Raw genomic sequence first — 20,659 nt, 5'->3', positions numbered from 1 at the left:
GGTCGCCGTTCCCGCCGCGGCGGGAATGGGCCCCGGGTCTCGGAGGTTGGCCTGACCGTCAGGCCCGTCAAACACGGGCGTACCCTGGTGTACGCCGAAGAATCGAAGCTAGGGAGCCGACGTGTCCGCAGTCGCACCGGACGGACGCAAGATGCTGCGCCTGGAGGTCCGCAACAGCCAGACCCCGATCGAGCGCAAGCCCGAGTGGATCAAGACCCGGGCGAAAATGGGGCCCGAGTACACGAAGATGCAGAACCTCGTCAAGAGCGAGGGCCTGCACACGGTCTGCCAGGAAGCCGGCTGCCCGAACATCTACGAGTGCTGGGAGGACCGCGAGGCGACCTTCCTCATCGGCGGCGACCAGTGCACCCGGCGCTGTGACTTCTGCCAGATCGACACCGGCAAGCCCGAGGCGCTCGACCGTGACGAGCCGCGCCGCGTGGGCGAGTCCGTGGTCACCATGGACCTGAACTACGCCACCATCACCGGCGTCGCCCGCGACGACCTGGAGGACGGCGGCGCCTGGCTGTACGCCGAGACCGTGCGCCAGATCCACGCGCAGACCGCCGAACGCGCGGACGGCCGCACCAAGGTCGAGCTGCTGGCCCCCGACTTCAACGCGGTCCCCGAGCAGCTGGAGGAGGTCTTCTCCTCCCGCCCCGAGGTGTTCGCGCACAACGTCGAGACGGTGCCCCGCATCTTCAAGCGGATCCGCCCCGGCTTCCGCTACGACCGCTCCCTGAAGGTCATCACCGCCGCCCGGGACTACGGACTGGTCACCAAGTCGAACCTGATCCTCGGCATGGGCGAGACCCGCGAGGAGATCAGCGACGCGCTCCGGCAGCTGCACGACGCCGGCTGCGAGCTGGTCACCATCACGCAGTACCTGCGCCCGTCGGTGCGGCACCACCCCGTCGAGCGCTGGGTGAAGCCGCACGAGTTCGTGGAGCTGAAGGAGGAGGCCGAGCAGATCGGCTTCTCCGGTGTGATGTCCGGCCCGCTGGTCCGCTCCTCGTACCGGGCCGGCCGCCTCTACCGGATGGCGGTCGAGAAGCGCGGTACGTACATCGCCGCCCAGGCCGTCTGACCCGGCGTTCCCGCCGCGTGCCGTACGGCACGCGTGTGAACTCACGCACAAGAAACTACCGGCCAGTAATGGCCGAGACGACGCGGTCCCGGCCGTCCTCGCAGATGAGGGCGTACGCCGGGACCGCGTCGGCGTCCGCAGGGCGCGAACCGGGGCTTCATGTGCGTTTGACCGGGGGGTCACGTCCTGGTAACACCAATCAGTGACCCTGGAATCACGGCACGTGCACCCGCGCTCACAGCCGCGCCCACTGTCGTACTCGCAGTCGCACCCGCACCCGAAGACGCTTCGAAGGAGGACCTCCACGATGCAGGCCGCGCCGGTCCGCGCCACCGCCATCCCGTCCTTCGGCACCGCGCTGCGCGCCGTCGAGTCGCTGCTGATGAGCAGCGGCCAGCGCACCGCCCGTCGCAACGCCTGGACCTCCGTCCTGGAGGACCGCCGCCGCGCCAAGGACCGGGTGGAGGCGGAGCGCGTACTCGACCAGTCCCCGACCGTCACCGGTCTCTGAGTCTCCGATCCCTCCGGTCCCCCCCGAGGTCTCCGAGGTCTCCGATCCTCCGGAGGCACTGCCGTCGTCCTCGCTTCCGGGGACACGTAGACTTCGTGGCATGGCGAGGAAGGAAACCGCAGCGGACGCTGCGAACCCCGGGCGACTGAAACAGATCGCTCTGACTTACAAGATGACCCGCAGGGTCGACAAGAAGATCGGCCTTGTACTCGCGGCTATCGGGATCGTCACCTTCGGTGTCTTCCTCGCGATCGGCTTCCTGATCGGTCACCCCGTTTATCTCGGCATCCTGGGCTTCCTGCTCGCCTTCCTCGCGACGGCGATCGTGTTCGGGCGCAGGGCCGAGCGGGCGGCCTTCGGACAGATGGAGGGACAGCCGGGCGCCGCCGCGGCCGTGCTGGACAACGTCGGCCGGGGCTGGTCGACGACTCCCGCGGTCGCGATGAACCGCAACCAGGACGTGGTGCACCGCGCGGTCGGCAAGGCCGGCATCGTGCTGATCGCCGAGGGCAACCCGAACCGGGTGAAGAGCCTGCTCGCCGCCGAGAAGAAGCGGATGTACCGCATCGTCGCGGACGTCCCGGTGCACGACATGATCGTGGGCACGGGCGAGGGCCAGGTCGAGCTGAAGAAGCTGCGCACGACCATGCTCAAGCTGCCCCGTGTCCTCACCGGCCCGCAGGTCACCGCGACCAACGACCGGCTGCGCGCGCTGGGCGACCTGATGAGCAACATGCCGATCCCGAAGGGCCCCATGCCCAAGGGCATGAAGCTCCCGAAGGGCGGTGGCCCGAAGTCCCGCTGAGGACGTCGTACACGGTGCATGAGGAGGGGCACCCGGAATGCTTCCGGGCGCCCCTCCTCATGTACGGCGGTCCTGTCCGTCGTTCTGCCGTCGCCGTCCCTCCGAACCGTTCCTGAAGACTGAGCAGGAGCGAGCCCACTCGGTCGCACGCCCCGAACGGTCTTGGGCGCACTGGTCCCCGGCGTACTCGACCCCGGGGCGGCGACACGCATCCTGTGCGTGGTCCGGGCCCGGGAGGCCGGTTCCCTCACGACCTGGCCATATGGGTGTGGCCAGAGGCGACGGGGAGGCCCCGAACCATCACTCCGGTGGAGCAGGGGCCCCGCACGCTGACGCCACACCCGGCGTCCCAGATCGCACGCTCACGCTAGCCCAGTCGGCCCAGGACACCACAAGCTCACGAACGAACCATCACACGATCGAGCTAACGCGACCCCGTGCGCACTCCCCGGCGAGCAGTTACCTACCCCTCGAACCCTTCGGGTCCGGCTCAGATCCGGACCTCGACCGTGCGGGCCAGTCGGTCGTGCAGGCCGCGGCCGTCGCCGTCCCAGACCAGGGCGGGGATCGCGAGGCAGAGCAGCGCGGAGCGGACCAGGCCGCGCAGCGGCTGCACCCGGCCGCTGTCCACGGCGACGACGCGCAGGCCGAACAGACGCTTGCCGGGAGTGAACCCGACCGTGCCGACGGTGAGAACGCTCAGCACGAAGAACACCAGCAGCGTCCAGTTGCTGGTCGTCTGCCCGTTGAAGCCGTTGGTGATCAGGCCGGAGGCGACCAGCGCGCACAGGCCCCAGTCGACGGCCAGGGCGCCCAGCCTCCGGCCCGGGCGGGCGATGGAGCCCGGCCCGGTCTCCGGCAGCCCGAGCTGCTCACCCCGGTATCCGAAGTCGGCGCCGGCCTCTTCCAGGGCCGCGCGCGGCCCGGAGAGCCACGAACCGATTACCTGCCTGTTGTCCACCCCTACACGGTACTGCGCCCGAATACGGCCGGGGGACAGCGGGGTACGGACCGGAGGCCGTCCGGGCGCGGGACGAGGCGCGGGACGAGGTGCGGGACAGGGCGCGACGGCGGCGCCTGTCCGGACTACCGTGAGGGATGTGCCGGTTAACTTGTGCGAAACAAATGGGTCACGCCGGAGAAATGCCCCGTCCCTAGGGTCGACCACAGCGCGGGCCACCTGCACCGGCCGCACGAACGATCTACCACCCCGGCGGGACGGTCGGGAGTAGGAGGAGCTGGATGTTCCAGAACGCCGACGAGGCCAAGAAGTACATCGCGGACGAGGACGTCAAGTTCATCGACGTCCGCTTCTGCGACCTCCCGGGTGTGATGCAGCACGTCACGGTGCCCGCCGAAGCGTTCGACCCGGATGAGGAGCTGGCCTTCGACGGATCCTCGATCCGTGGTTTCCAGGCCATCCACGAGTCCGACATGTCGCTGCGCGCGGACCTCTCGACCGCGAGGCTCGACGCGTTCCGCCGCGACAAGACGCTGAACATCAACTTCTTCATCCACGACCCGATCACGGGCGAGCAGTACTCCCGCGACCCGCGCAACGTGGCCCGGAAGGCCGAGGCGTACCTGGCCTCCACCGGCATCGCGGACACCGCGTTCTTCGGCCCCGAGGCCGAGTTCTACGTCTTCGACAGCGTGCGCTTCAAGACGTCCGAGAACGAGTCCTTCTACCACATCGACTCCGAGGCGGGCGCCTGGAACACCGGCGCGCTGGAGGACAACCGCGGTTACAAGGTCCGCTACAAGGGCGGCTACTTCCCGGTCCCGCCGGTCGACCACTTCGCCGACCTGCGCGCCGAGATCTCGCTGGAGCTGGCCCGGTCCGGCCTGAAGGTCGAGCGCCAGCACCACGAGGTGGGCACCGCCGGCCAGGCCGAGATCAACTACAAGTTCAACACCCTGCTCGCCGCCGCCGACGACCTGCAGCTCTTCAAGTACATCGTGAAGAACGTCGCCTGGCGCAACGGCAAGACCGCGACCTTCATGCCGAAGCCGATCTTCGGTGACAACGGCTCGGGCATGCACGTCCACCAGTCGCTGTGGGCGGGTGGCGAACCGCTGTTCTACGACGAGCAGGGCTACGCCGGCCTGTCGGACATGGCCCGCTACTACATCGGCGGCATCCTCAGGCACGCCCCGTCGCTGCTCGCCTTCACCAACCCGACGGTGAACTCGTACCACCGCCTGGTGCCGGGCTTCGAGGCCCCGGTGAACCTGGTGTACTCGCAGCGCAACCGTTCCGCCGCGATGCGTATCCCGATCACCGGCTCGAACCCGAAGGCCAAGCGCGTCGAGTTCCGCGCCCCGGACGCCTCCGGCAACCCCTACCTGGCGTTCTCGGCCCTGCTGCTCGCGGGCCTGGACGGCATCAAGAACAAGATCGAGCCGGCCGAGCCGATCGACAAGGACCTCTACGAGCTGGCTCCCGAGGAGCACGCCAACGTGGCCCAGGTCCCGACCTCCCTCACCGCCGTCCTCGACCGCCTCGAGGCCGACCACGAGTTCCTCCTCCAGGGCGACGTCTTCACGTCCGACCTGATCGAGACCTGGATCGACCTGAAGCGCACCACCGAGATCGCCCCCCTGGCCCTCCGCCCGCACCCGCACGAGTTCGAACTGTACTTCGACGTGTGATGCACTGACGCGCACGCGTCACAGCCGTTCGGCGCCCCTGTTTCCGTGCTTCCGGGAGCAGGGGCGTCCCGCATGTCCGGAACGTGCTTTCCTCGGCGGGCTCGGAGAGGGATGATGGGAAACTGACACTGCTGTTCGAGAGAGGTTCACGGGGATGCCCGAAAGGGACGACGAGGAGCGCGAGTTCGACATCAAGTGGGCGGACGGGGCCGAGCACAAGGAGCCCTCGGCCCGTGCCCGGATGCTCGCCGCGCGCTGGAAGGACGACCCGCCTGGCCCGGTCCCGTTCCGCGGCGAGCCGGAGCACCGGGGCTCCCGGCGGTCGTCGCTCCGAGGAGCGTCGCCCCGGGGCTCGTCGTCCTGGGTGTCCACGGCCGTGGTCCTCGGCTGCGTCGCCGCAGTGATCGTTTTCCTTGGTTACATCAACTTCCGCCCGTACTGATCAGCACGGGATGCACGGGATGCACGGCATGAACAAGGCCGTCATCGGCGGGGAGACGGCGGCGGTGCGCCTGGCCCGGGGGGCCGCCCTCGGTGAGGTGCTGGACATCGCCGACCCGAGTGGGAGTGCCTGGATCTCGCTGGACGAGGGTGTGCGCGCGTCGGCGTGGTACCGGCCCGCGCCACTGCCGGATGCGCTGGCCCTGGAACTGCCGGAAGAGTCGTGGCTGGCTCTGGCGTTGTGCCATCCCGACGGGCGGATACGTGAGCGTGCGCTGGCCGGGGTCGCGGAGCACCCCGCACTGCTGCCCCTGCTCGTCGTGCGTGCCGCCGACTGGGCCGGGCCCGTGCGCGAACGGGCCCGTCAGCTGCTGGGCGAGGCCCTCGCCGGGGAGGTGAGTGCCCGGACGGTCGCCTCCCTCGCCCCGCTGGTTCTGCGGGTCGCCCGCCGCGAGCGCGGGAACTTCGGTCTCGGACTGCTCGACGCCGCGCTCCGCCGGGCTCCGCGCGAGCTGCTGCTGCCCCTGCGCACCCACCCCGACCGTCTTTTGCGCCGGTTCGCCTTCCGGGCGGCCGTCGAAGGGGGCCTCCTCTCCCCCGGTGAGCTGGCCCGCCACGCCGCCCGGGACGACGACGCGGTCGTCCAGGCCCTCTGCGCCGACGCCGCCCTGGCCGCCGCAAGCACCGGCTCCGGACGGGGCGGCTGGGACGACGTGCTGGAGCCGCTGCTGGGCGCGCGCAACCCGCGGGCGCGGTCGGCCGGCGTCACCGCGCTGAGGCGGGCCGGGCGGTCCGAGCGAGCAGTGGAGTTCCTCGCCGACCGGTCCGCGGTCGTGCGGGCCTGCGCGCGGTACGTCGTACGCCGGCACGGGACGGATCCACTGCCCTGGTACCGCGAACGGTGCGCGGACCCGGCGGACCCGGCGATGCCGCCCGGCGCGGCCGTCGGCCTGGCGGAGTGCGGACAGCGCGCCGACGCGGACCTGCTGTGGCCCCTGCTCGCCCACCCGGCACCGGGCGTACGGGCCCGGGCGGTGGCCGGGCTGCGCATCCTCGACGTGAGCGACACGGAGCGGTTGTTGCCGCTGCTCGACGACCCCGCGTCCGGTGTGGTGCGGGAAGCGGCCACCTCCCTGCTTCCCTTCTCCGGCGCGCTCCCCGCCGACCGTCTGATGGGGTTCCTCGATATCGGGCACCCCCGGCATGTCCGAGTCGCCGCGTTCCGGCTGCTCTATGCCCGGGGCGGGGTCGTCGGGCTGCGGGCGGCGGTCGCCCTGCTGGAGGATCCGGACGACACACTGCGGATGTGGGCCGGACAGTCGGTGCAGCACTGGCATCCGACCGCCGGCAGGCGCCCCGGGGACCCGGAGGTGGGCGAACTGCTCGACCGGGCCGGCCATCTGTTCAGCGGGGACGCGCTGAAGCGGCGCATGGGGGAGGCGGGGCTGCCCTCCCGAAGACAGACCCCGCCCGTCGGTCCTGGCGGCTAGCGGTTGTGGCGCATGAGGGAGCGGACCATGTGGCAGGTCGTGCGGGACGGCGGGTGTATGCCGATCAGTTCCGCCGTGCCGCGTATCGTCTCGTCGGATGCCTGGTCGGGCAGGTAGACGCCGGAGTCGAGCAGGGCGATGGCGAGACGCATCGCCTTGAGCCGGCGGTTGTGCGTGACGTACCACTCCCGCGGGCGGCCCGGCGGCAGCGGCCGCTTCGCGACGGGCGCGCAGGGCGTTTCGAGCAGGACGGGACGCTTCGCGGTGGACTGGGTGGGCAGGGGCTTCGGCTTCAGTGCGGCAGCGGGCACGGCATCCTCCTGTCGCGGTCAGGGTGCCCACCGAGATCCACGCCGATCCCGGCAACACCCTCGAACACTGCCTCCAGTTTACTGCCCGGCACTGACATCCGGGGGTCCTGGGAAGGTCGACGAACACCCAGGTGGAGGAGGTGTTCCAGCTGCGGAACGCCTGGTTCGGAAGGTGCCCCCGAGGCGATGGGGAATTCGAACAGCGGAGGGGCGGAAGCGGAGGGGCGTACGGTGAGCGGCATGGAGATCTGGATCAATCCGGCCTGTTCCAAGTGCCGCAGCGCCCTCACCCTGCTGGACGCCGAGGGTGCCGACTACACCGTCCGCCGCTATCTGGAGGACGTGCCGAGTCAGGGCGAGATCCGTGAGGTGCTGGAGCGGCTGGGCCTGGAGCCGTGGGACATCACCCGCACCGGGGAGGCGGCCGCCGGGGAACTCGGGCTCAAGGAATGGCCGCGGGACGCCGGCTCACGGGAGCGCTGGATCGCGGCGCTCGCCGAGCACCCCCGGCTGATCCAGCGCCCGATCATCACGGCCGAGGACGGCACGGCGGTCGTGGCCCGCAGCGAGGAGGCGGTACGGGACGCCCTGTCCCGTCGGACGCCTGACGCCTGACACCCGAGAGCAAGCGGCGTGTGACGCAGGCCACCTGGAGGAGGCTGCCGGACCGCTGAGTAACTTCGTTCGGCACCTCGTACATAGCGGCGTACGTTCCCCTACCCGCTTCAGGAGGCGCGCATGTCGCGCAGGAGAACTCTCGGCCCCAAGAAGAAGCTCGCGTTGCTGCTGAGCGCCGCGACGGTGGCCGGTGGCGGTGCCTTCGTCATGGCGACCACGTCGAACGCCTCCCAGACGGCGGCCCCCACCACCAAGTCGGCGGCCGACTCGACGGTCTGCCAGGGTCTCGCCACGGCGCTCGGCAACAACCAGAAGTTCATCGAGGGCCAACGGGCCGATCCCGACGCGCAGTCCGAGGCGCGGATCGCCAACCGCGAAGCGGTCATCGCGGAGATCGAGCTCAAGCAGCGGGCGTCCGGGTGCACGGTGGGGGAGTCGGCTCAGGACTCCCAGCCGGCGCAGCCCGAGCAGCCCGCCCAGCCCGCCCCCGGTGAGCAGGCCGGCGGCGAGCAGGCCGGCGGTGGCGACGACGCCGCGCAGAACCCGGGCGGCGGCGCGGCGGCCTCCGGCGAGCAGGTGTGCAACGGCTCCACGGTCACCCTCTCCGGTGAGGCCGGCGCCCCGGCGGCGTCCAGCAACCAGTTCCCGGCCGGGACCAAGCTGAAGGTCACCAACCTGGACAACAACAAGTCCACGACGGTGGAGGTCACCGGGGTGTCCGGCAGTTGCGCCCTGCTCAACGACGCGGCCTTCGAGCAGGTCCGGGAGCCCGGCAAGTTCCTGATCCGCCGGGCGCTCATCGAGAAGGTGGGCTGACCCCGGGTCACCACAAGCCCTCCGGGGCGCGGACCCAGTTCGGGGGTCGGGGCGTGCCACGGTACCGCCCCGACCCGGGTCGCCGCCCCGGGGTGTGACGGGAGCCCTTCCCCGCTCGACCGCCGTCGAGAGCGGGGGAGGGCTCCCTGCGTCCGGGGAGGAGCGAGAAGCCCGCACCACACGGTCCACGTGGTGAACCGGGGCTCCTGCTGGGGGCCTCGGTCTGCTTCAGTGACTCCACTCACGCGAAACGCGCGGGCTTCCTGCGGTCGTGGCTAGGCCACGTCGCAGAGGGCCAGCCCGGCCCTGTTGAGGACGTTCGTCGCGCCGACGTGGTCCGCGTTCGCTGCGAACCCGCACACCGTGCATTCGAACTTCGCTTGGGTGGCGCGGTTCTCCTTCGCAACGTGCCCGCAGTCGGGGCAGGTGCGGGAGGTGTTGCGGGGGTCCACGGCGATGACGGTCCGACCGGCGCTTTCAGCCTTGTGGGCGAGGATCACGAGGAACACCCCCCAACCCGCGTCGAGGATGCTGCGGTTCAGACCGGCCTTGGCGGCGGACCCGTTGGGCAGAAACGCGCCGGGGGTTTCCGGATCGGGCTTGGGCTTGGGCGCGCGGGTCATGCCCGCTGTGTTGAGCCGCTCGTGGGCAATCACATCGTGGTCGCCCACGAGGGCGAGCGCGGTCTTGTACGCGTGGTCCAGGCGCTGCCGGCGGATCTTCGCGTGGATCCGGGCGACCCTCCGGGCGGCGGCCCGGTGCTTCTTGGTGCGTCGGCGGGTCCGCTGGGGGAACCTCGCCAGGTGCCGCTGCGCCTCGGCCAGGTCGTCTGCCACCGCTCCGAGGAAGCGCGGGCTGGCGATGTGCACGCCGTCGGACGTGGTCAGGAAGTGCTCGACGCCCATGTCGATGCCGATGATGCTGCCCGTGGCGGGCAGCGACTCAGCGGGCACCTGGTCGCAGGAGAGGACGACGTACCAGCGCCTTCCTTCCCGCTTGATGCTGATCGTCTTGACCCGGCCCTTGACGGGACGGTGCTGGTGCACGCGGACGTGGCCGACGCCCTGGAGGCGGACGCGGGTCTGCGCATCGTGCGGGGTGGAGTCCCATCGGCAGCCGTCGCCGTCTTTCGGGAAGGTCACGGTGTCGAAGTGCCCGACGCCCTTGAACCTGGGGTATCCGGGTGTCTGGCCTGCCTTGACACGCTGGAAGAACGCGGCGAACGCCTTGTCCAGGCGGCGCAGGGTGGCCTGCTGGGAGGAGAACGACCAGCGGCCCTGGCGCTCGGGGTCGAACGCCCGGATGTCCTTGAGCTGCGCGGACTGGTCGCCGTAGCGCACGGTCGTCTTCGACGTGTGCCGGTAGGCGTCCCGGCGCTCCTGGATGGCCCCGTTGTACAGCGAGCAGTGATCTCGCAGCATCTCGCCCAGCGCGACCGTCTGACGGGCCGTGGGCCGCAGGAGGAACTTGTACGCGCGGATCACGAGCCGTCCCCCTCCCGCTTCTTTTGGGGGCGTTCCCACTGGGTGTCGATGTACCTCGCCACTGTCGCCGCCGATACCGCGCCTACCGAGGCTGCGAAGTACGACGACGACCACAGCGTGGGCATCCGCGACCTCAGGTGCGGGAACTCCTCACGCAGCACGCGGGAAGTGAAGCCCTTGAACTGGTTGGCTACGTATGAGGCGGACGACTTCGCATCGTGCTTGACGAACAGGTGTACGCGGTCGGGCACCACCTCAAGAGCGATGATCTCCCAGTCGCGCTCGTCCGCCTTGGCCCGGATCAGCTCGTCCAGGCGTTCCGCGACCCGGCCGTCCAGGACCGGACGGCGGTACTTCGGACACCACACCACGTGGAGCCCGAGGTCGTACACGCCGCCGGAGAATCGGCGAACCTTCCTGGTCACGGCCACTTAACAACTATACACACGCGACAGGTCTAGTGCGGCAGAAAAACGGTACAGGCGAACAATGCTGATTTCTGCACCCAGTTGAGATCGGAGCAGCCCAGACAAGCCATTCCCCACCCCGCTAAGGCGGAGCGCCCCCTGGCTAGGTCATAATGGGGGCATGGACGGTTCCCGGAAGCTCATCGCGACAGGTCGTCAGGACCTCGAGCCCTTCTGGCCCTCCCGTCAGCACGACGACTTCGACCGCGAGTGTTGCCGCGCGACGACCGCGCCGGCCCTCTGACGCCGTACCTCCCGGCCTTCCGCCGGCGCGAACCGCGTACGTCCTCGACCGGCCCGACCACGAACTCGTGGCGGTCGAGTCCTCTCGACGAACCCTTCGCGCGAAAGAGCTGACCCCTCATGGCGACCACTCGTTCCCTCTCCCCCACAAATCCTGCGCATCCCGTGAACCTCGCGAACGCTGCGACCCCCGCAAACTCCGTGCGCGCCGCGAACTCCGTGACCTCGGTGACCTCGGCGTCCTCCTCACCCGCCGCCCCCGTCGCGCCCCGTACCGTCCCGGCCGACGGCCGTCCCCGCCACGGGCTGCGGGCCGTCGCCCCGGACGAGGTCGTCACGGTCGCGGACCTGCTCCCTCCGGGGGCCACCTGGCTGCCCGCACCGCAGCACACCCTGCCCGTCCTGCCCGGGCGCCCGCCCATGGTCGGCTACCTGGTGCTGGTCCCCGCCGACCAGCAGCCGCCGTTCCCTGTGGCGGTACCGGACGCCGGCCCGTCGTCCGCCCTCACCGCGCCCTCCGAAACCGATGGGGCCGACGCGGCCGACGATTCGGTCCGCGTCGACACCATGCGGCGCACTGCTGAGGTGAACGGACGGCAACTCGACCTCACCTACCTGGAGTTCGAGCTGCTCGCCCATCTCGTGGCACACCCGAACCGGGTGCACACCCGCGACCACCTGGTCGCCACCGTGTGGGGCTACGGCCATGTGGGCGACGGCCGCACCGTCGACGTCCACGTCGCCCGGCTGCGCCGCAAGCTGGGCGCCGAGCACCGGGGCAGGATCCAGACTGTGCGCCGCGTCGGCTACAAGTACGCCCCCTGAGGGCGGCCCGCCCCGGCTCTGCTCTGCCCTCGGCAGATTCCTGTTCCCCCGGCCCGTCCGACACGGCAGAGTCGGGCGGTATGAGGCTTCTGGTGCTGGGCGGTACGGAGTTCGCGGGGCGGGCCGTCGTGGAGGCGGCGCTCGGGCGGGGCTGGGAGGTGACCGTCTTCCACCGGGGGCGGCACGGGGCGCCGCCGGGCGTCCGGTCGCTGCTGGGAGACCGGACCGCCGTCGACGGGTTGGCCGCGCTCGACGAGGCGGCCGGCGAGTGGGACGTCGTCGTCGACACCTGGTCGGCCGCCCCGCGTGCCGTCCGGGACACGGCGCGGCTGCTGCGGGGCCGCGCCGGGCGGTACGTGTACGTGTCGAGTTGCTCGGTGTACGCCTGGCCCGCGCCCGCCGGGTACACCGAGCAGGCCCCGGTGGTGGCGGGTGCCCGCGCGGACGCCGACCAGACCGAGTACCCGCGGGACAAGCGGGGCGGTGAACTGGCCGCCGTGGACGCCTTCGGCGCGGACCGGTCGGTGCTGGTGCGGGCGGGGCTGATTCTCGGGCCGTACGAGAACGTCGGCCGGCTGCCCTGGTGGCTGAACCGGATGGCACGCGGCGGCCCGGTCCTCGCTCCGGGGCCGCGTGTCCTGCCCGTCCAGTACGTCGACGTCCGCGACCTCGCCGAGTGGATCCTCGGGGCGGCCGAGCGGGAACTGAGCGGCCCGTACAACCTGTTGGGCCCGCAGGGACACGCCACGATCGGCGCGCTGCTGGAGGCGTGCGCGGAGGTGACCGGGGGCGCGGCCGAACTGCGGTGGACCGCACCGGAGATGATCCTTCAGGCCGGCATCGAACCGTGGACGCAGCTGCCGGTGTGGGTGCCGCCGGACAGCGAAGCACACGGCGCCCTGCACCGAGCGGACGTCTCCCGGGCGGTCGCCACGGGGCTGCGCTGCCGTCCCGTCGCCGAGACCGTGGCCGACACCTGGCGCTGGCTGCGGGCCATCGGCGGAACGGCACCCCAGCGTCCGGACCGGACGTTCAAGGGGCTCGACCCGGAGGTGGAGGCGAAGGTGCTCGCGGCGGAGGGAGGCCGGGGCGAGCCGTAGGACGGGCCGTGGGCCCGGCCAGGTGTACGTAGCACCACCCCGTGACCGGGGGTTCGGGCCAGTGACCCGGGCATCGGTGCCCGGACAGACTTACGGCATGAGCATCGACACGAGAAACGGCACCAGAAGCGGCACCAGACGTACGAAGGGCCTTGCCAAGGCCGCACTGCGGGGGCTGGGGCTGGCGTTGGTGTCGCTCCCGCTGTCAGCGCTGTGCTTCACCCTGACCCTGCTGTCGATCGCGCTGATTCCCCTCGGGATCGGCATCGTCACGACGCCGTACGTGCTGACCCGGGCACGCACCTATGCGAACTGGCGGCGGGTGCTGGCCGCCGAGTGGGGCGGGGTGCGCATCCCGCCCGCGTACCGCCCGCTGCCCAAGGACGCCAACCCCTGGGAGCGCACGTTCGGGATGCTGAGCGATCCGGCGACCCGGCGGGAACTGTGGTGGCTGCTGGTCGACATGACCGCGGGGGTCGTCACCGCGCTGCTGCCGGCCGCGCTGCTGCTGTACCCGCTGGAGGGGTTCGCGCTCGCGGCCGGGCTGTGGCGGGTGATGCCGGACCCGTACTGGTACGGCTTCGTCCCGGTCGGCGACCAGGCCTCCGCGCTCGGCGCCGGCGCACTGGCCCTCGGTCTGCTCTTCCTCGCCCACTTCGTCACCCCGTCGGTGCTGAACGCCCATTACCGGCTCACCCGCGCCGTCCTCTCCCCCAGCCAGGGTGAACTGAGCGAGCGGGTACGGGTGCTGACCGAGACGCGGCGTGACGCCGTCGACACGTCCGCGGCCGAACTGCGGCGCATCGAGCGGGATCTGCACGACGGGGCGCAGGCCCGGCTGGTCGCGATGGGCATGGATCTGGGGACCATCGAGGCGCTGCTCGACAAGGACCCGGAGCAGGCGAAGGAGTTGATCGCGCGGACCCGCAGGTCCTCGGTGGAGGCACTGTCGGAACTGCGGGAGCTGGTACACGGCATCCATCCGCCGGTGCTGGCCGAGCGCGGGCTGGGCGACGCGGTGCGGGCGCTGGCGCTCAGGCTGCCGGTGGCCACCGAGGTGAACGTGGAGCTGCCGGGCCGGGCCGAGGCACCGGTGGAGTCGGCCGCGTACTTCGCCGTCAGTGAGGTGCTCACCAACGCGGTGAAGCACGCGGGTGCCGACCGGATCTGGGTCGATCTGCACCACGCCGAGGGCCATCTGCGGGTGAGCGTCACCGACAACGGCAAGGGCGGCGCGGTGATCGGGGCCGGTTCGGGGCTGACCGGGGTGGAGCGGCGCCTGGGTACATTCGACGGCGTCCTGGCCGTCAGCAGCCCCGCGGGCGGTCCCACCATGGTCACCATGGAGATCCCTTGCGAGTTGTCCTAGCCGAAGACCTGTTTCTGCTGCGCGACGGACTGGTCCGGCTCCTGCGGGCCCATGACTTCGAGATCGTCGCGGCCGTGGAGTCCGGTCCCGAACTGGCCCGGGCGCTGGCCGAGTCGGAGCCGGACGTGGCCGTGGTCGACGTACGGCTGCCGCCGACGCACACCGACGAGGGGCTGCAGTGCGCGCTCGAGGCGCGGCGCCGCAGGCCGGGACTTCCGGTGCTGGTGCTGTCGCAGCACGTGGAGCAGTTGTACGCGCGGGAGCTGCTGGCCGACGGCAGTGGTGCGGTGGGGTATCTGTTGAAGGACCGGGTGTTCGACGCGGAGCAGTTCGTGGACGCCGTACGGCGGGTGGCGGGCGGAGGTACGGCGATGGATCCGCAGGTGATCCAGCAGTTGCTGACACGGCGGTCGGGTGACGACCGGCCGCTGGCGCGGCTGACGCCCCGGGAACGGGAGGTACTGGAGCTGATGGCGCAGGGGCGCTCCAACGCGGCGATCGCCGGCAGGCTGGTGGTGACGGAACGGGCCATCGCCAAGCACACCGCGAACATCTTCGCCAAACTGGGACTGGAGGTCTCGGACGACGATAACCGTCGCGTGCTGGCGGTTCTCGCGTATCTCGACCAGGGCCGGTGAAACCGGGCCCACACCCTCACCCGACGTTCGCTACCAGCAACTCCCCGTGTCCCAGGGGGCGTTGAAACCAGGGTGCCGTACGGACTTCCCATCAATTTCTGTGACGGTTGAACACCCCCGGGGCGGCTCCCGTACTCAAGGGAGCCGCCCCGCTTCTGCTGGGCGATTCGATGCCCGTAAGGGGGTGCTCCTCAACCAGGTCAGAGGAGTTCCGTGACTCCACCCACCGCTGAGGCGGCGGGCTACCAGCCCGAGGGTCGCGGTCCAGCCCGAACCGACCCCTTTGCGGGGCACAGCACAGATCACCAGAGCACCGGGAAGGCCGAGAGCCCCCTTGCGAGGAGAATGATGGGACGCAATACAAGAAAACGCCGTATGCCGTTGGCCGCCAAAGCCGTGGCCGGAACGGCGGCCTTGGCGCTCGGTGGGGGCGGGCTGGTCTGGGCGAACTTCTACGCTTCGGCCGGCGAGTCGGACCAGGCTCAGAGCCGGACCAAGGTGAGCGCGGCGCAGATCGCCACGATCGACTGCCCGGACGTCGGTCAGCAGCTCTCCGACGTGCCGGACCAGGCCCGCGGTGAGGTCGACGGCGAACTGGCCTCGATGGACCAGCAGATCACCGACGCCTACCAGCGTCTGGCCACCACGCGCCAGGCGCAGGCCGGGGACTCGCAGTACGTCCAGAACGCCATTCTGGGTCCGCTCAAGGACCGTCGTAAGGTGCTCCTCGACCGGATCAAGCTGGAGATCAGCCGTGCGGGCGGCCAGGTTCCCGGGAACCTGGACGAGCTCGCCCCCTGCTCCGGCCGCCCCGCCGACCAGCCGCTGCCGACCGACGGCCAGAACGGCGACGGTCAGAACGGCGACGGTCAGGACAACGGTCAGGACAACGGCCAGGGCGGTGACCAGGGTCAGGACAACGGTCAGGACCAGGGCGACGGTCAGGACCAGGGCGAGGGGCAGCTCCCCAACGACAACGGCAACGGCGCCGCGGGTCCGTTCGCCGAGGACTTCATCGACATCAACGACGTCCCGCCGAACTCGCGCGACCTCCCGAACGGTCTGGCCGCCAACGGCAGGTCCGGCTCCAAGGGCAGCTTCACCACGAAGTGCGGCGTCAACGAGAACAAGATCTACAACAGCGACAACATCATCGTGGCCCCCGGTGTCGCGAACGGCGCGCACCACATGCACGACTACGTCGGCAACCAGAGCAACAGCTCGCTCTCCAGCGACGACGACCTGGTCGCCGCCGAGACCAGCTGCCAGAACCAGGGCGACAAGTCCTCGTACTTCTGGCCGGTGCTGCGCGTGCAGGACGGCACCCAGGAGTTCGACGCGGCCGACCAGGGCGGTGGCGCCGAGGGCAACGTCGGCAGGATCCTCCAGGCCCAGGAGGCCCAGCTCCGGTTCGTCGGCAACAAGCGGAGCAAGGTCGTCGCGATCCCCAAGCTGATGCGCATCATCACCGGTGACGCCAAGGCCTTCACCAACGGCCTCAAGAACGCCAACACCTCGTACAGCTGCACCGGCTTCGAGGACCGGCAGTCCACGGACAAGTACGTGCTGTGCCCCGAGGGCAGTCAGCTCGTGCGCACGTCCAACTTCCAGAGCTGCTGGGACGGACAGAACACCGACAGCGCCAACCACCGTGACCACGTGGCGTTCGTCCAGGCGGACGGCAGCTGCGCCAACGGCTTCAAGGCCATCCCGCAGCTCCAGGTCCGCCTGGTGTACGACGTTCCCACCCCGACCATCGAGAACGGTCAGGTGAAGAACCCGTACGCCGTGGACTCCTTCCCGGAGCAGCTGCACAAGCCGATCACCGACCACAACGACTTCATCAACGTCATGGACGAGAGCCTGATGAACAAGGTGGTCAAGTGCATCAACAAGGGCAAGAAGTGCACGTAGTCCCCTCGGTCGCCCACTGAGACACTGAGAAAAAGGAGGGCCGGTGGCGGGATTCCCGCCACCGGCCCTCCTCCTGTGTGCACCGGGTGTGCTCGTCGTTCAGCCTCCGTGCCCGGCGTGGCCGGACGCGTGCGCACCGCCTCCGTGGTCCATGTTGGCGTGGTCGATGCCCTCCTCCACGTCGCCGCCGAGCCGGCCACGCAGGTCGTCGAGCACGTTCTCCTCGCCGACGGCGACCCACTTGCGCCCGACGAGGTAGAAGCCGCCGTAGTCCTTGGCCATGTCGACCCACTCCCGCTGGCCGCGGTCGGTGGCGAAGGTGGCCAGGACGTACTGCTCCTTGCCCTTCTTGCAGATGGCCTGACGGATGGTGTCGGCGTCGGTCTGCATGTCCGGCTTGCACTTCACCTCGGCGGCCAGGTGCTCGAGACTGCCGGTGGCCGTGGCGGGCACCTCGCTCTCGGCTCCGCCGGACCCGCAGCCCGCCAGCGCCAGTACCGCCACCGCGCCGGTCAGCGCGAGCATCGGTCGGGACAGCCTCATGAGTTCCTCCGGTCCTTCCGGCGACATGCCGCACGGAGCCCCGGCAAGGGGCTCTCCGCCTTCGATACGGCTTTGACGCGCGCAGTACTCAACGCGCACGCCACCCAATCGGTCGACGCCGTCCGAACGGCCCAGTGACCTACCGGCCGGTTGGCTCGTTCTGCTGGGCGTGCAGTCACAGCATGCCGCCCAGCGCCCCCCGCACTCCTCCTCCGACGGCCCGGTCGTCGATGTCGAACAGGCCGAGGCCGCGCTCGCCGAGCACTATCCGCGGCTCGTCCGGCTCGCCTACCTGCTGCTGCCGCCGGGTACGGGCCGGAGCAGGCGGGTGCTGACCGCGCACGCCCTGGCCCAGCGCGCGCTGCCCCGCGGCCGCACCGCGGCGCCCGTGATCCCCGCCCAGACGGTCCAAACGGTCCAGGCGGTCCAGTCCCCCGAGGCCATCCAGTCCGCCGAGGCCCCGCAGGCCGCCCCCGCCCCCGGGCGGGACGGCGATCCCGGGTACGCGCTGGTCCGGCTGCAGGTGGTGCGTACGGCGCTGCGGGCGGGCGGGCCGCTCCGGCGGGCGCTGCTGTCTCCGCCGCTGCCCCGGGTGTGGGGGCTGCGGCTGCACCCGCGGTCCGGTGGCGCCGACGAACTCGCCCTGGACCAGCGGCTGTCCGCCCTGTCCGGACCGGCCCGCGCCGCCTACGTGCTGCGGGGCCTCGAGCGGCTCGCGGACGACGACGTACGCAGGGTCCTCACCGACGCGGGGGTCGCCGACGCGGCCGCCGCGCTGCGCGAGGCCGACGGGGTGCCGGCCGAGTACCGGCTGCTCGACTCCCCCGAGTTCGACCCCTGCTCGCTCCAGGCCCGGCCCACCGATCTGCTGCGCCGCCGGCGGCATCTGAAGGTCGCGCTGGCCGCGGGGTGCGCGCTCGTCGTCTGCGGCGCACTGCTCGGGCTGCCGGGTGACGGCTGGGGGCCGGACGGTGCCGCCGCGCCGCCGTACGCGCGGAACCCGGCCGCGCAGGCCGCCCTGGACCCGGCGAAGCTGACCCGGGTCTCCCCCTCCCTCTGGAAGGCCTCCGCGCGCACCGACTTCTCCGTGTGGCCCGCCCGCGGCGACCTGACCGGTGACAGGGGCCTGCTGCGCCGCGCCCTCGCCGTGTGGGCCCGGCCCGGCGAGCGGGTCCAGGTGTCGGCGACGCCGGGCACCCCGTCCGGCGGCCCGGCCGGACCGCCCCAGCTGCTGTACGCGGGGACCGTCGACAGCGCGCGCGTGGTGATCCTCCACGACGGTCTGCGCATCGCCAGGTACGCCGAGCCGGAGAGCGGCGCCCGGGGCGCCGTCCTCGACCTCGCCCGGGTCGACGGCGCGGACCGGGCCGGGGCGAGTGCGGTGGTGCTGAGCCGGGTCGACGGCAACGTCCGCTATCTGGCGGCCCCTTGGGTACGCGAGGCCCGTCACCGGGACCTGCGCGAGCCCGACGCCGACGCGACGGACCTCACGCTCACCGACGGGGTCACCTCGCCGCTGGCCAGTCCGGCGCTGCGGGCCGGTTCGTGCACCTCGTGGAACGTGCTGGAGCTGACCGACAAGGCCGGCACCCGGCTGATGACCGACCTCGCCGAGCTGGTCCCGGCCCGGCTGACCGCGGGACGGCCCGGGGCCGCCGGTGAGACGTCCGGCGCCGGGACGCTGCGTGCCTGGGCGCCGTTCGCGTGCTCGCTGGTCTCGGTGCGTTCGGCGGGCGTACGGAGCGTGAACGCGTGGGCGTTCGCCGAGCAGCCGCTGCCGGACGGCGCGAGAGGCCCCGCGGACTGGGTGTGCACCCGGGCCGAGACCTGGCGGGGCGGTGGCAGCCGGGTGCTGGCGCAGTTCCACACGCCGGGCAGGCCGTCCGGGACGGCGGTGGCCAAGGCCGAGGACGTTCCGCAGTGCGGGGCGCGTGCGCCGCGGGTGCTGGCCGGGGTGCTGTGGAAGTCCCCGGCGGGCACCTGGTACCTGCTGGCCGCCGGCAGCCGCGGCACGACGTCCGTCACCGCGACGGGCGGTGTCCAGGGCACCGCACAGGGCAATCTGCTGACCGTCGAGGCCGAACGGGGCGCCCAGGCCGACCTTGTGGGCACCCGGAAGGACGGGGGCTCGATCACCGGCCTCGGCTGACCCGGTGATCACCGCCGTCCGGTCCGGACCGTTCGAGTCCGGAATCGATCGGTAGGCTGGGGGTATGACTACCGGGGTACGCCGCAGAATGGGAGTCGAGGAGCGCCGGCAGCAGTTGATCGGCGTCGCCCTCGAACTGTTCAGCCGTCGCTCGCCCGACGAGGTCTCCATCGACGAGATCGCCTCGAAGGCCGGTATCTCGCGCCCGCTGGTCTACCACTACTTCCCCGGCAAACTCAGCCTCTACGAGGCCGCGTTGAGGCGTGCCTCGGACGATCTCGCGTCACGGTTCGTGGAGCCGCACGAGGGCCCGCTGGGGGCCCGGCTGCTGCGCGTGATGGGCCGGTACTTCGACTTCGTCGACGAGCACGGGCCGGGTTTCTCCGCCCTGATGCGCGGCGGCCCGGCGGTCGGCTCGTCGACCACCAACGCACTGGTCGACTCCGTGCGGCAGCGGGCGTACGAACAGATCCTGTCGCACATGGGTGCGGTGGATCCGCCCGCGCGGCTGGAGCTGGTGGTGCGTTCCTGGATCTCGCTCGCCGAGTCGACGGCGCTGATCTGGCTGGACGGCCGGCGCATACCGCGGGCCGAGCTGGAGGTCCAGCTGGTGCACGACTTCGCGGCGCTCGCCGCCGTGGCCGCGGCGCACGACGAGGAGCTGGGCACGTTGCTGCGCGGCCTGCTCAAGGACGAACCGGGGGACGGGCCGTTCACCGACCTGGTCACCCGGCTGATCGCGCTGGCGTCCTCGCCCTGACCGGCCGCCCGGCTGCTGCTTCCCCACGCCCTACTTCTCTACGCCCCTACGCCCCTATTCTTCGAACTTCCGGTACGAAGCGTCGAGCTCGCGTACCTCCGCGGAGGCGTGCAGCATCGTGCCGTCGAGGGACTTCACGTGCTGCCGGACCAGTTCCAGGACGGCCTCGGTGAGCCGGGCCTTGGCCTCCTCGGTCCGCCCGGGGAGTAGTCCGATGTGGACGTGCACCAGGGCGTGGCCGTCGATGTCGGGGCCGACCACGACGTCCTCGGTCCGGCGGAACCGGGTCTTGCACGCCGCCGGCCTGGCCGCCGCGATCTCCACCACGGTGGTGTGCAGGTCCCGTGCGAAGGCGCGCCGGTCGAAGTCGAAGCCGGCCTTCAGCTGATCGGAGTAGTCGACGGTGATCTGCGGCATCGGTGGGCCCTCCAGTTGC

The 20,659-nt window shown here is 71.1% G+C and carries 22 protein-coding genes; 16 read left to right on the top strand and 6 right to left on the bottom strand.

Annotation, left to right across the window (positions count from 1 at the left end; all coding sequences use genetic code 11):
- Window positions 1-121: 121 nt before the first annotated feature.
- From lipA to PYS65_RS26450, 3 genes are all read left to right on the top strand, one after another.
- Window positions 122-1,087, top strand: coding sequence for a lipoyl synthase (gene lipA / locus PYS65_RS26460; RefSeq protein ID WP_279336437.1), 966 nt, complete (start codon window positions 122-124; stop codon window positions 1,085-1,087).
- 307 nt (window positions 1,088-1,394) lie between these two features.
- A complete protein-coding gene (locus PYS65_RS26455) occupies window positions 1,395-1,598 on the top strand; it encodes an SCO2195 family GlnR-regulated protein (protein ID WP_279336436.1) in 204 nt (67 codons plus the stop codon).
- Between the two features lie 100 nt (window positions 1,599-1,698).
- Window positions 1,699-2,403, top strand: a complete 705-nt coding sequence (locus PYS65_RS26450) for a DUF4191 domain-containing protein (RefSeq protein ID WP_279336435.1) — start codon at window positions 1,699-1,701, stop codon at window positions 2,401-2,403.
- Between the two features lie 490 nt (window positions 2,404-2,893).
- Here PYS65_RS26450 and PYS65_RS26445 read toward each other — a convergent pair whose 3' ends face one another.
- A complete protein-coding gene (locus tag PYS65_RS26445; protein ID WP_279336434.1) occupies window positions 2,894-3,364 on the bottom strand; it encodes an RDD family protein in 471 nt (156 codons plus the stop codon).
- 281 nt (window positions 3,365-3,645) lie between these two features.
- Between PYS65_RS26445 and glnA the strand changes: the two genes are divergently transcribed.
- From glnA to PYS65_RS26430, 3 genes are all read left to right on the top strand, one after another.
- Window positions 3,646-5,055, top strand: a complete 1,410-nt coding sequence (glnA, locus tag PYS65_RS26440) for a type I glutamate--ammonia ligase (RefSeq protein WP_279336433.1) — start codon at window positions 3,646-3,648, stop codon at window positions 5,053-5,055.
- 154 nt (window positions 5,056-5,209) lie between these two features.
- Entirely contained in the window at window positions 5,210-5,497 is a 288-nt protein-coding gene (locus PYS65_RS26435; protein WP_279336432.1) for an SCO2583/SCO2584 N-terminal domain-containing protein, read from the top strand.
- A gap of 28 nt (window positions 5,498-5,525) precedes the next feature.
- On the top strand, window positions 5,526-6,986 hold the full coding sequence (locus tag PYS65_RS26430) for a hypothetical protein (RefSeq protein WP_279336431.1): 1,461 nt from the start codon (window positions 5,526-5,528) through the stop codon (window positions 6,984-6,986).
- Here PYS65_RS26430 and PYS65_RS26425 read toward each other — a convergent pair.
- Window positions 6,983-7,297, bottom strand: coding sequence for a hypothetical protein (locus tag PYS65_RS26425; protein WP_279336430.1), 315 nt, complete (start codon window positions 7,295-7,297; stop codon window positions 6,983-6,985). The two genes, PYS65_RS26430 and PYS65_RS26425, sit on opposite strands and share 4 nt — an antisense overlap.
- Window positions 7,298-7,537: 240 nt before the next feature.
- On the opposite strand from PYS65_RS26425, the gene PYS65_RS26420 reads away from it, so the two are divergent.
- Complete coding sequence (locus PYS65_RS26420) at window positions 7,538-7,912, top strand: arsenate reductase family protein (protein ID WP_279336429.1); 375 nt, start codon at window positions 7,538-7,540, stop codon at window positions 7,910-7,912.
- Between the two features lie 123 nt (window positions 7,913-8,035).
- Window positions 8,036-8,731 carry an RlpA-like double-psi beta-barrel domain-containing protein gene (locus PYS65_RS26415; protein ID WP_279336428.1) on the top strand — a complete coding sequence of 232 codons (696 nt, stop codon included), beginning with the start codon at window positions 8,036-8,038 and terminating at the stop codon, window positions 8,729-8,731.
- A 275-nt stretch (window positions 8,732-9,006) separates the two neighbouring features.
- On the opposite strand, the gene PYS65_RS26410 is transcribed toward PYS65_RS26415, so the two are convergent.
- Together PYS65_RS26410 and tnpA are read right to left on the bottom strand one after the other, a co-directional pair.
- The gene (locus PYS65_RS26410; protein WP_279336427.1) at window positions 9,007-10,215 is read right to left on the bottom strand and encodes an RNA-guided endonuclease InsQ/TnpB family protein; all 1,209 of its coding nucleotides are present in this window, start codon (window positions 10,213-10,215) and stop codon (window positions 9,007-9,009) included.
- Window positions 10,212-10,646, bottom strand: coding sequence for an IS200/IS605 family transposase (gene tnpA, locus PYS65_RS26405; RefSeq protein WP_387040521.1), 435 nt, complete (start codon window positions 10,644-10,646; stop codon window positions 10,212-10,214). Before tnpA ends, PYS65_RS26410 begins: the two co-directional genes overlap by 4 nt.
- A 157-nt stretch (window positions 10,647-10,803) precedes the next feature.
- On the opposite strand from tnpA, the gene PYS65_RS26400 reads away from it, so the two are divergent.
- The 6 genes from PYS65_RS26400 to PYS65_RS26375 all read left to right on the top strand — a co-directional run bounded on the left by PYS65_RS26400 (window position 10,804) and on the right by PYS65_RS26375 (window position 16,771).
- On the top strand, window positions 10,804-10,926 hold the full coding sequence (locus PYS65_RS26400; protein ID WP_279336426.1) for a hypothetical protein: 123 nt from the start codon (window positions 10,804-10,806) through the stop codon (window positions 10,924-10,926).
- Between the two features lie 227 nt (window positions 10,927-11,153).
- Window positions 11,154-11,750: a winged helix-turn-helix domain-containing protein gene (locus PYS65_RS26395; RefSeq protein ID WP_387040530.1), complete on the top strand. Its 597-nt coding sequence runs from the start codon at window positions 11,154-11,156 to the stop codon at window positions 11,748-11,750.
- Between the two features lie 80 nt (window positions 11,751-11,830).
- Complete coding sequence (locus tag PYS65_RS26390) at window positions 11,831-12,850, top strand: SDR family oxidoreductase (RefSeq protein WP_279336425.1); 1,020 nt, start codon at window positions 11,831-11,833, stop codon at window positions 12,848-12,850.
- Window positions 12,851-12,947: 97 nt separating this feature from the next.
- Entirely contained in the window at window positions 12,948-14,219 is a 1,272-nt protein-coding gene (locus PYS65_RS26385; RefSeq protein WP_279336424.1) for a sensor histidine kinase, read from the top strand.
- The gene (locus PYS65_RS26380) at window positions 14,204-14,857 is read left to right on the top strand and encodes a response regulator transcription factor (RefSeq protein ID WP_279336423.1); all 654 of its coding nucleotides are present in this window, start codon (window positions 14,204-14,206) and stop codon (window positions 14,855-14,857) included. Before PYS65_RS26385 ends, PYS65_RS26380 begins: the two co-directional genes overlap by 16 nt.
- 348 nt (window positions 14,858-15,205) lie before the next feature.
- Window positions 15,206-16,771 carry a DUF1996 domain-containing protein gene (locus tag PYS65_RS26375; RefSeq protein ID WP_279336422.1) on the top strand — a complete coding sequence of 522 codons (1,566 nt, stop codon included), beginning with the start codon at window positions 15,206-15,208 and terminating at the stop codon, window positions 16,769-16,771.
- Between the two features lie 99 nt (window positions 16,772-16,870).
- Here the strand turns inward: PYS65_RS26375 and PYS65_RS26370 are convergent, their stop codons facing one another.
- Window positions 16,871-17,314, bottom strand: coding sequence for a hypothetical protein (locus PYS65_RS26370; protein ID WP_279336421.1), 444 nt, complete (start codon window positions 17,312-17,314; stop codon window positions 16,871-16,873).
- A 169-nt stretch (window positions 17,315-17,483) separates the two neighbouring features.
- On the opposite strand from PYS65_RS26370, the gene PYS65_RS26365 reads away from it, so the two are divergent.
- Window positions 17,484-19,463 carry a hypothetical protein gene (locus PYS65_RS26365; protein ID WP_279336420.1) on the top strand — a complete coding sequence of 660 codons (1,980 nt, stop codon included), beginning with the start codon at window positions 17,484-17,486 and terminating at the stop codon, window positions 19,461-19,463.
- Window positions 19,464-19,527: 64 nt separating this feature from the next.
- The gene (locus tag PYS65_RS26360; protein ID WP_279336419.1) at window positions 19,528-20,223 is read left to right on the top strand and encodes a TetR/AcrR family transcriptional regulator; all 696 of its coding nucleotides are present in this window, start codon (window positions 19,528-19,530) and stop codon (window positions 20,221-20,223) included.
- A gap of 54 nt (window positions 20,224-20,277) precedes the next feature.
- On the opposite strand, the gene PYS65_RS26355 is transcribed toward PYS65_RS26360, so the two are convergent.
- On the bottom strand, window positions 20,278-20,640 hold the full coding sequence (locus PYS65_RS26355; protein WP_279336418.1) for a 5-carboxymethyl-2-hydroxymuconate Delta-isomerase: 363 nt from the start codon (window positions 20,638-20,640) through the stop codon (window positions 20,278-20,280).
- Window positions 20,641-20,659: the final 19 nt, after the last annotated feature.

The organism is Streptomyces cathayae, assembly GCF_029760955.1.
GTDB classification, from domain to species: Bacteria; Actinomycetota; Actinomycetes; order Streptomycetales; family Streptomycetaceae; genus Streptomyces; species Streptomyces cathayae.
Note: the sequence above shows the minus strand (reverse complement) of the source record. Positions and strands in the feature narration are given on the sequence as shown.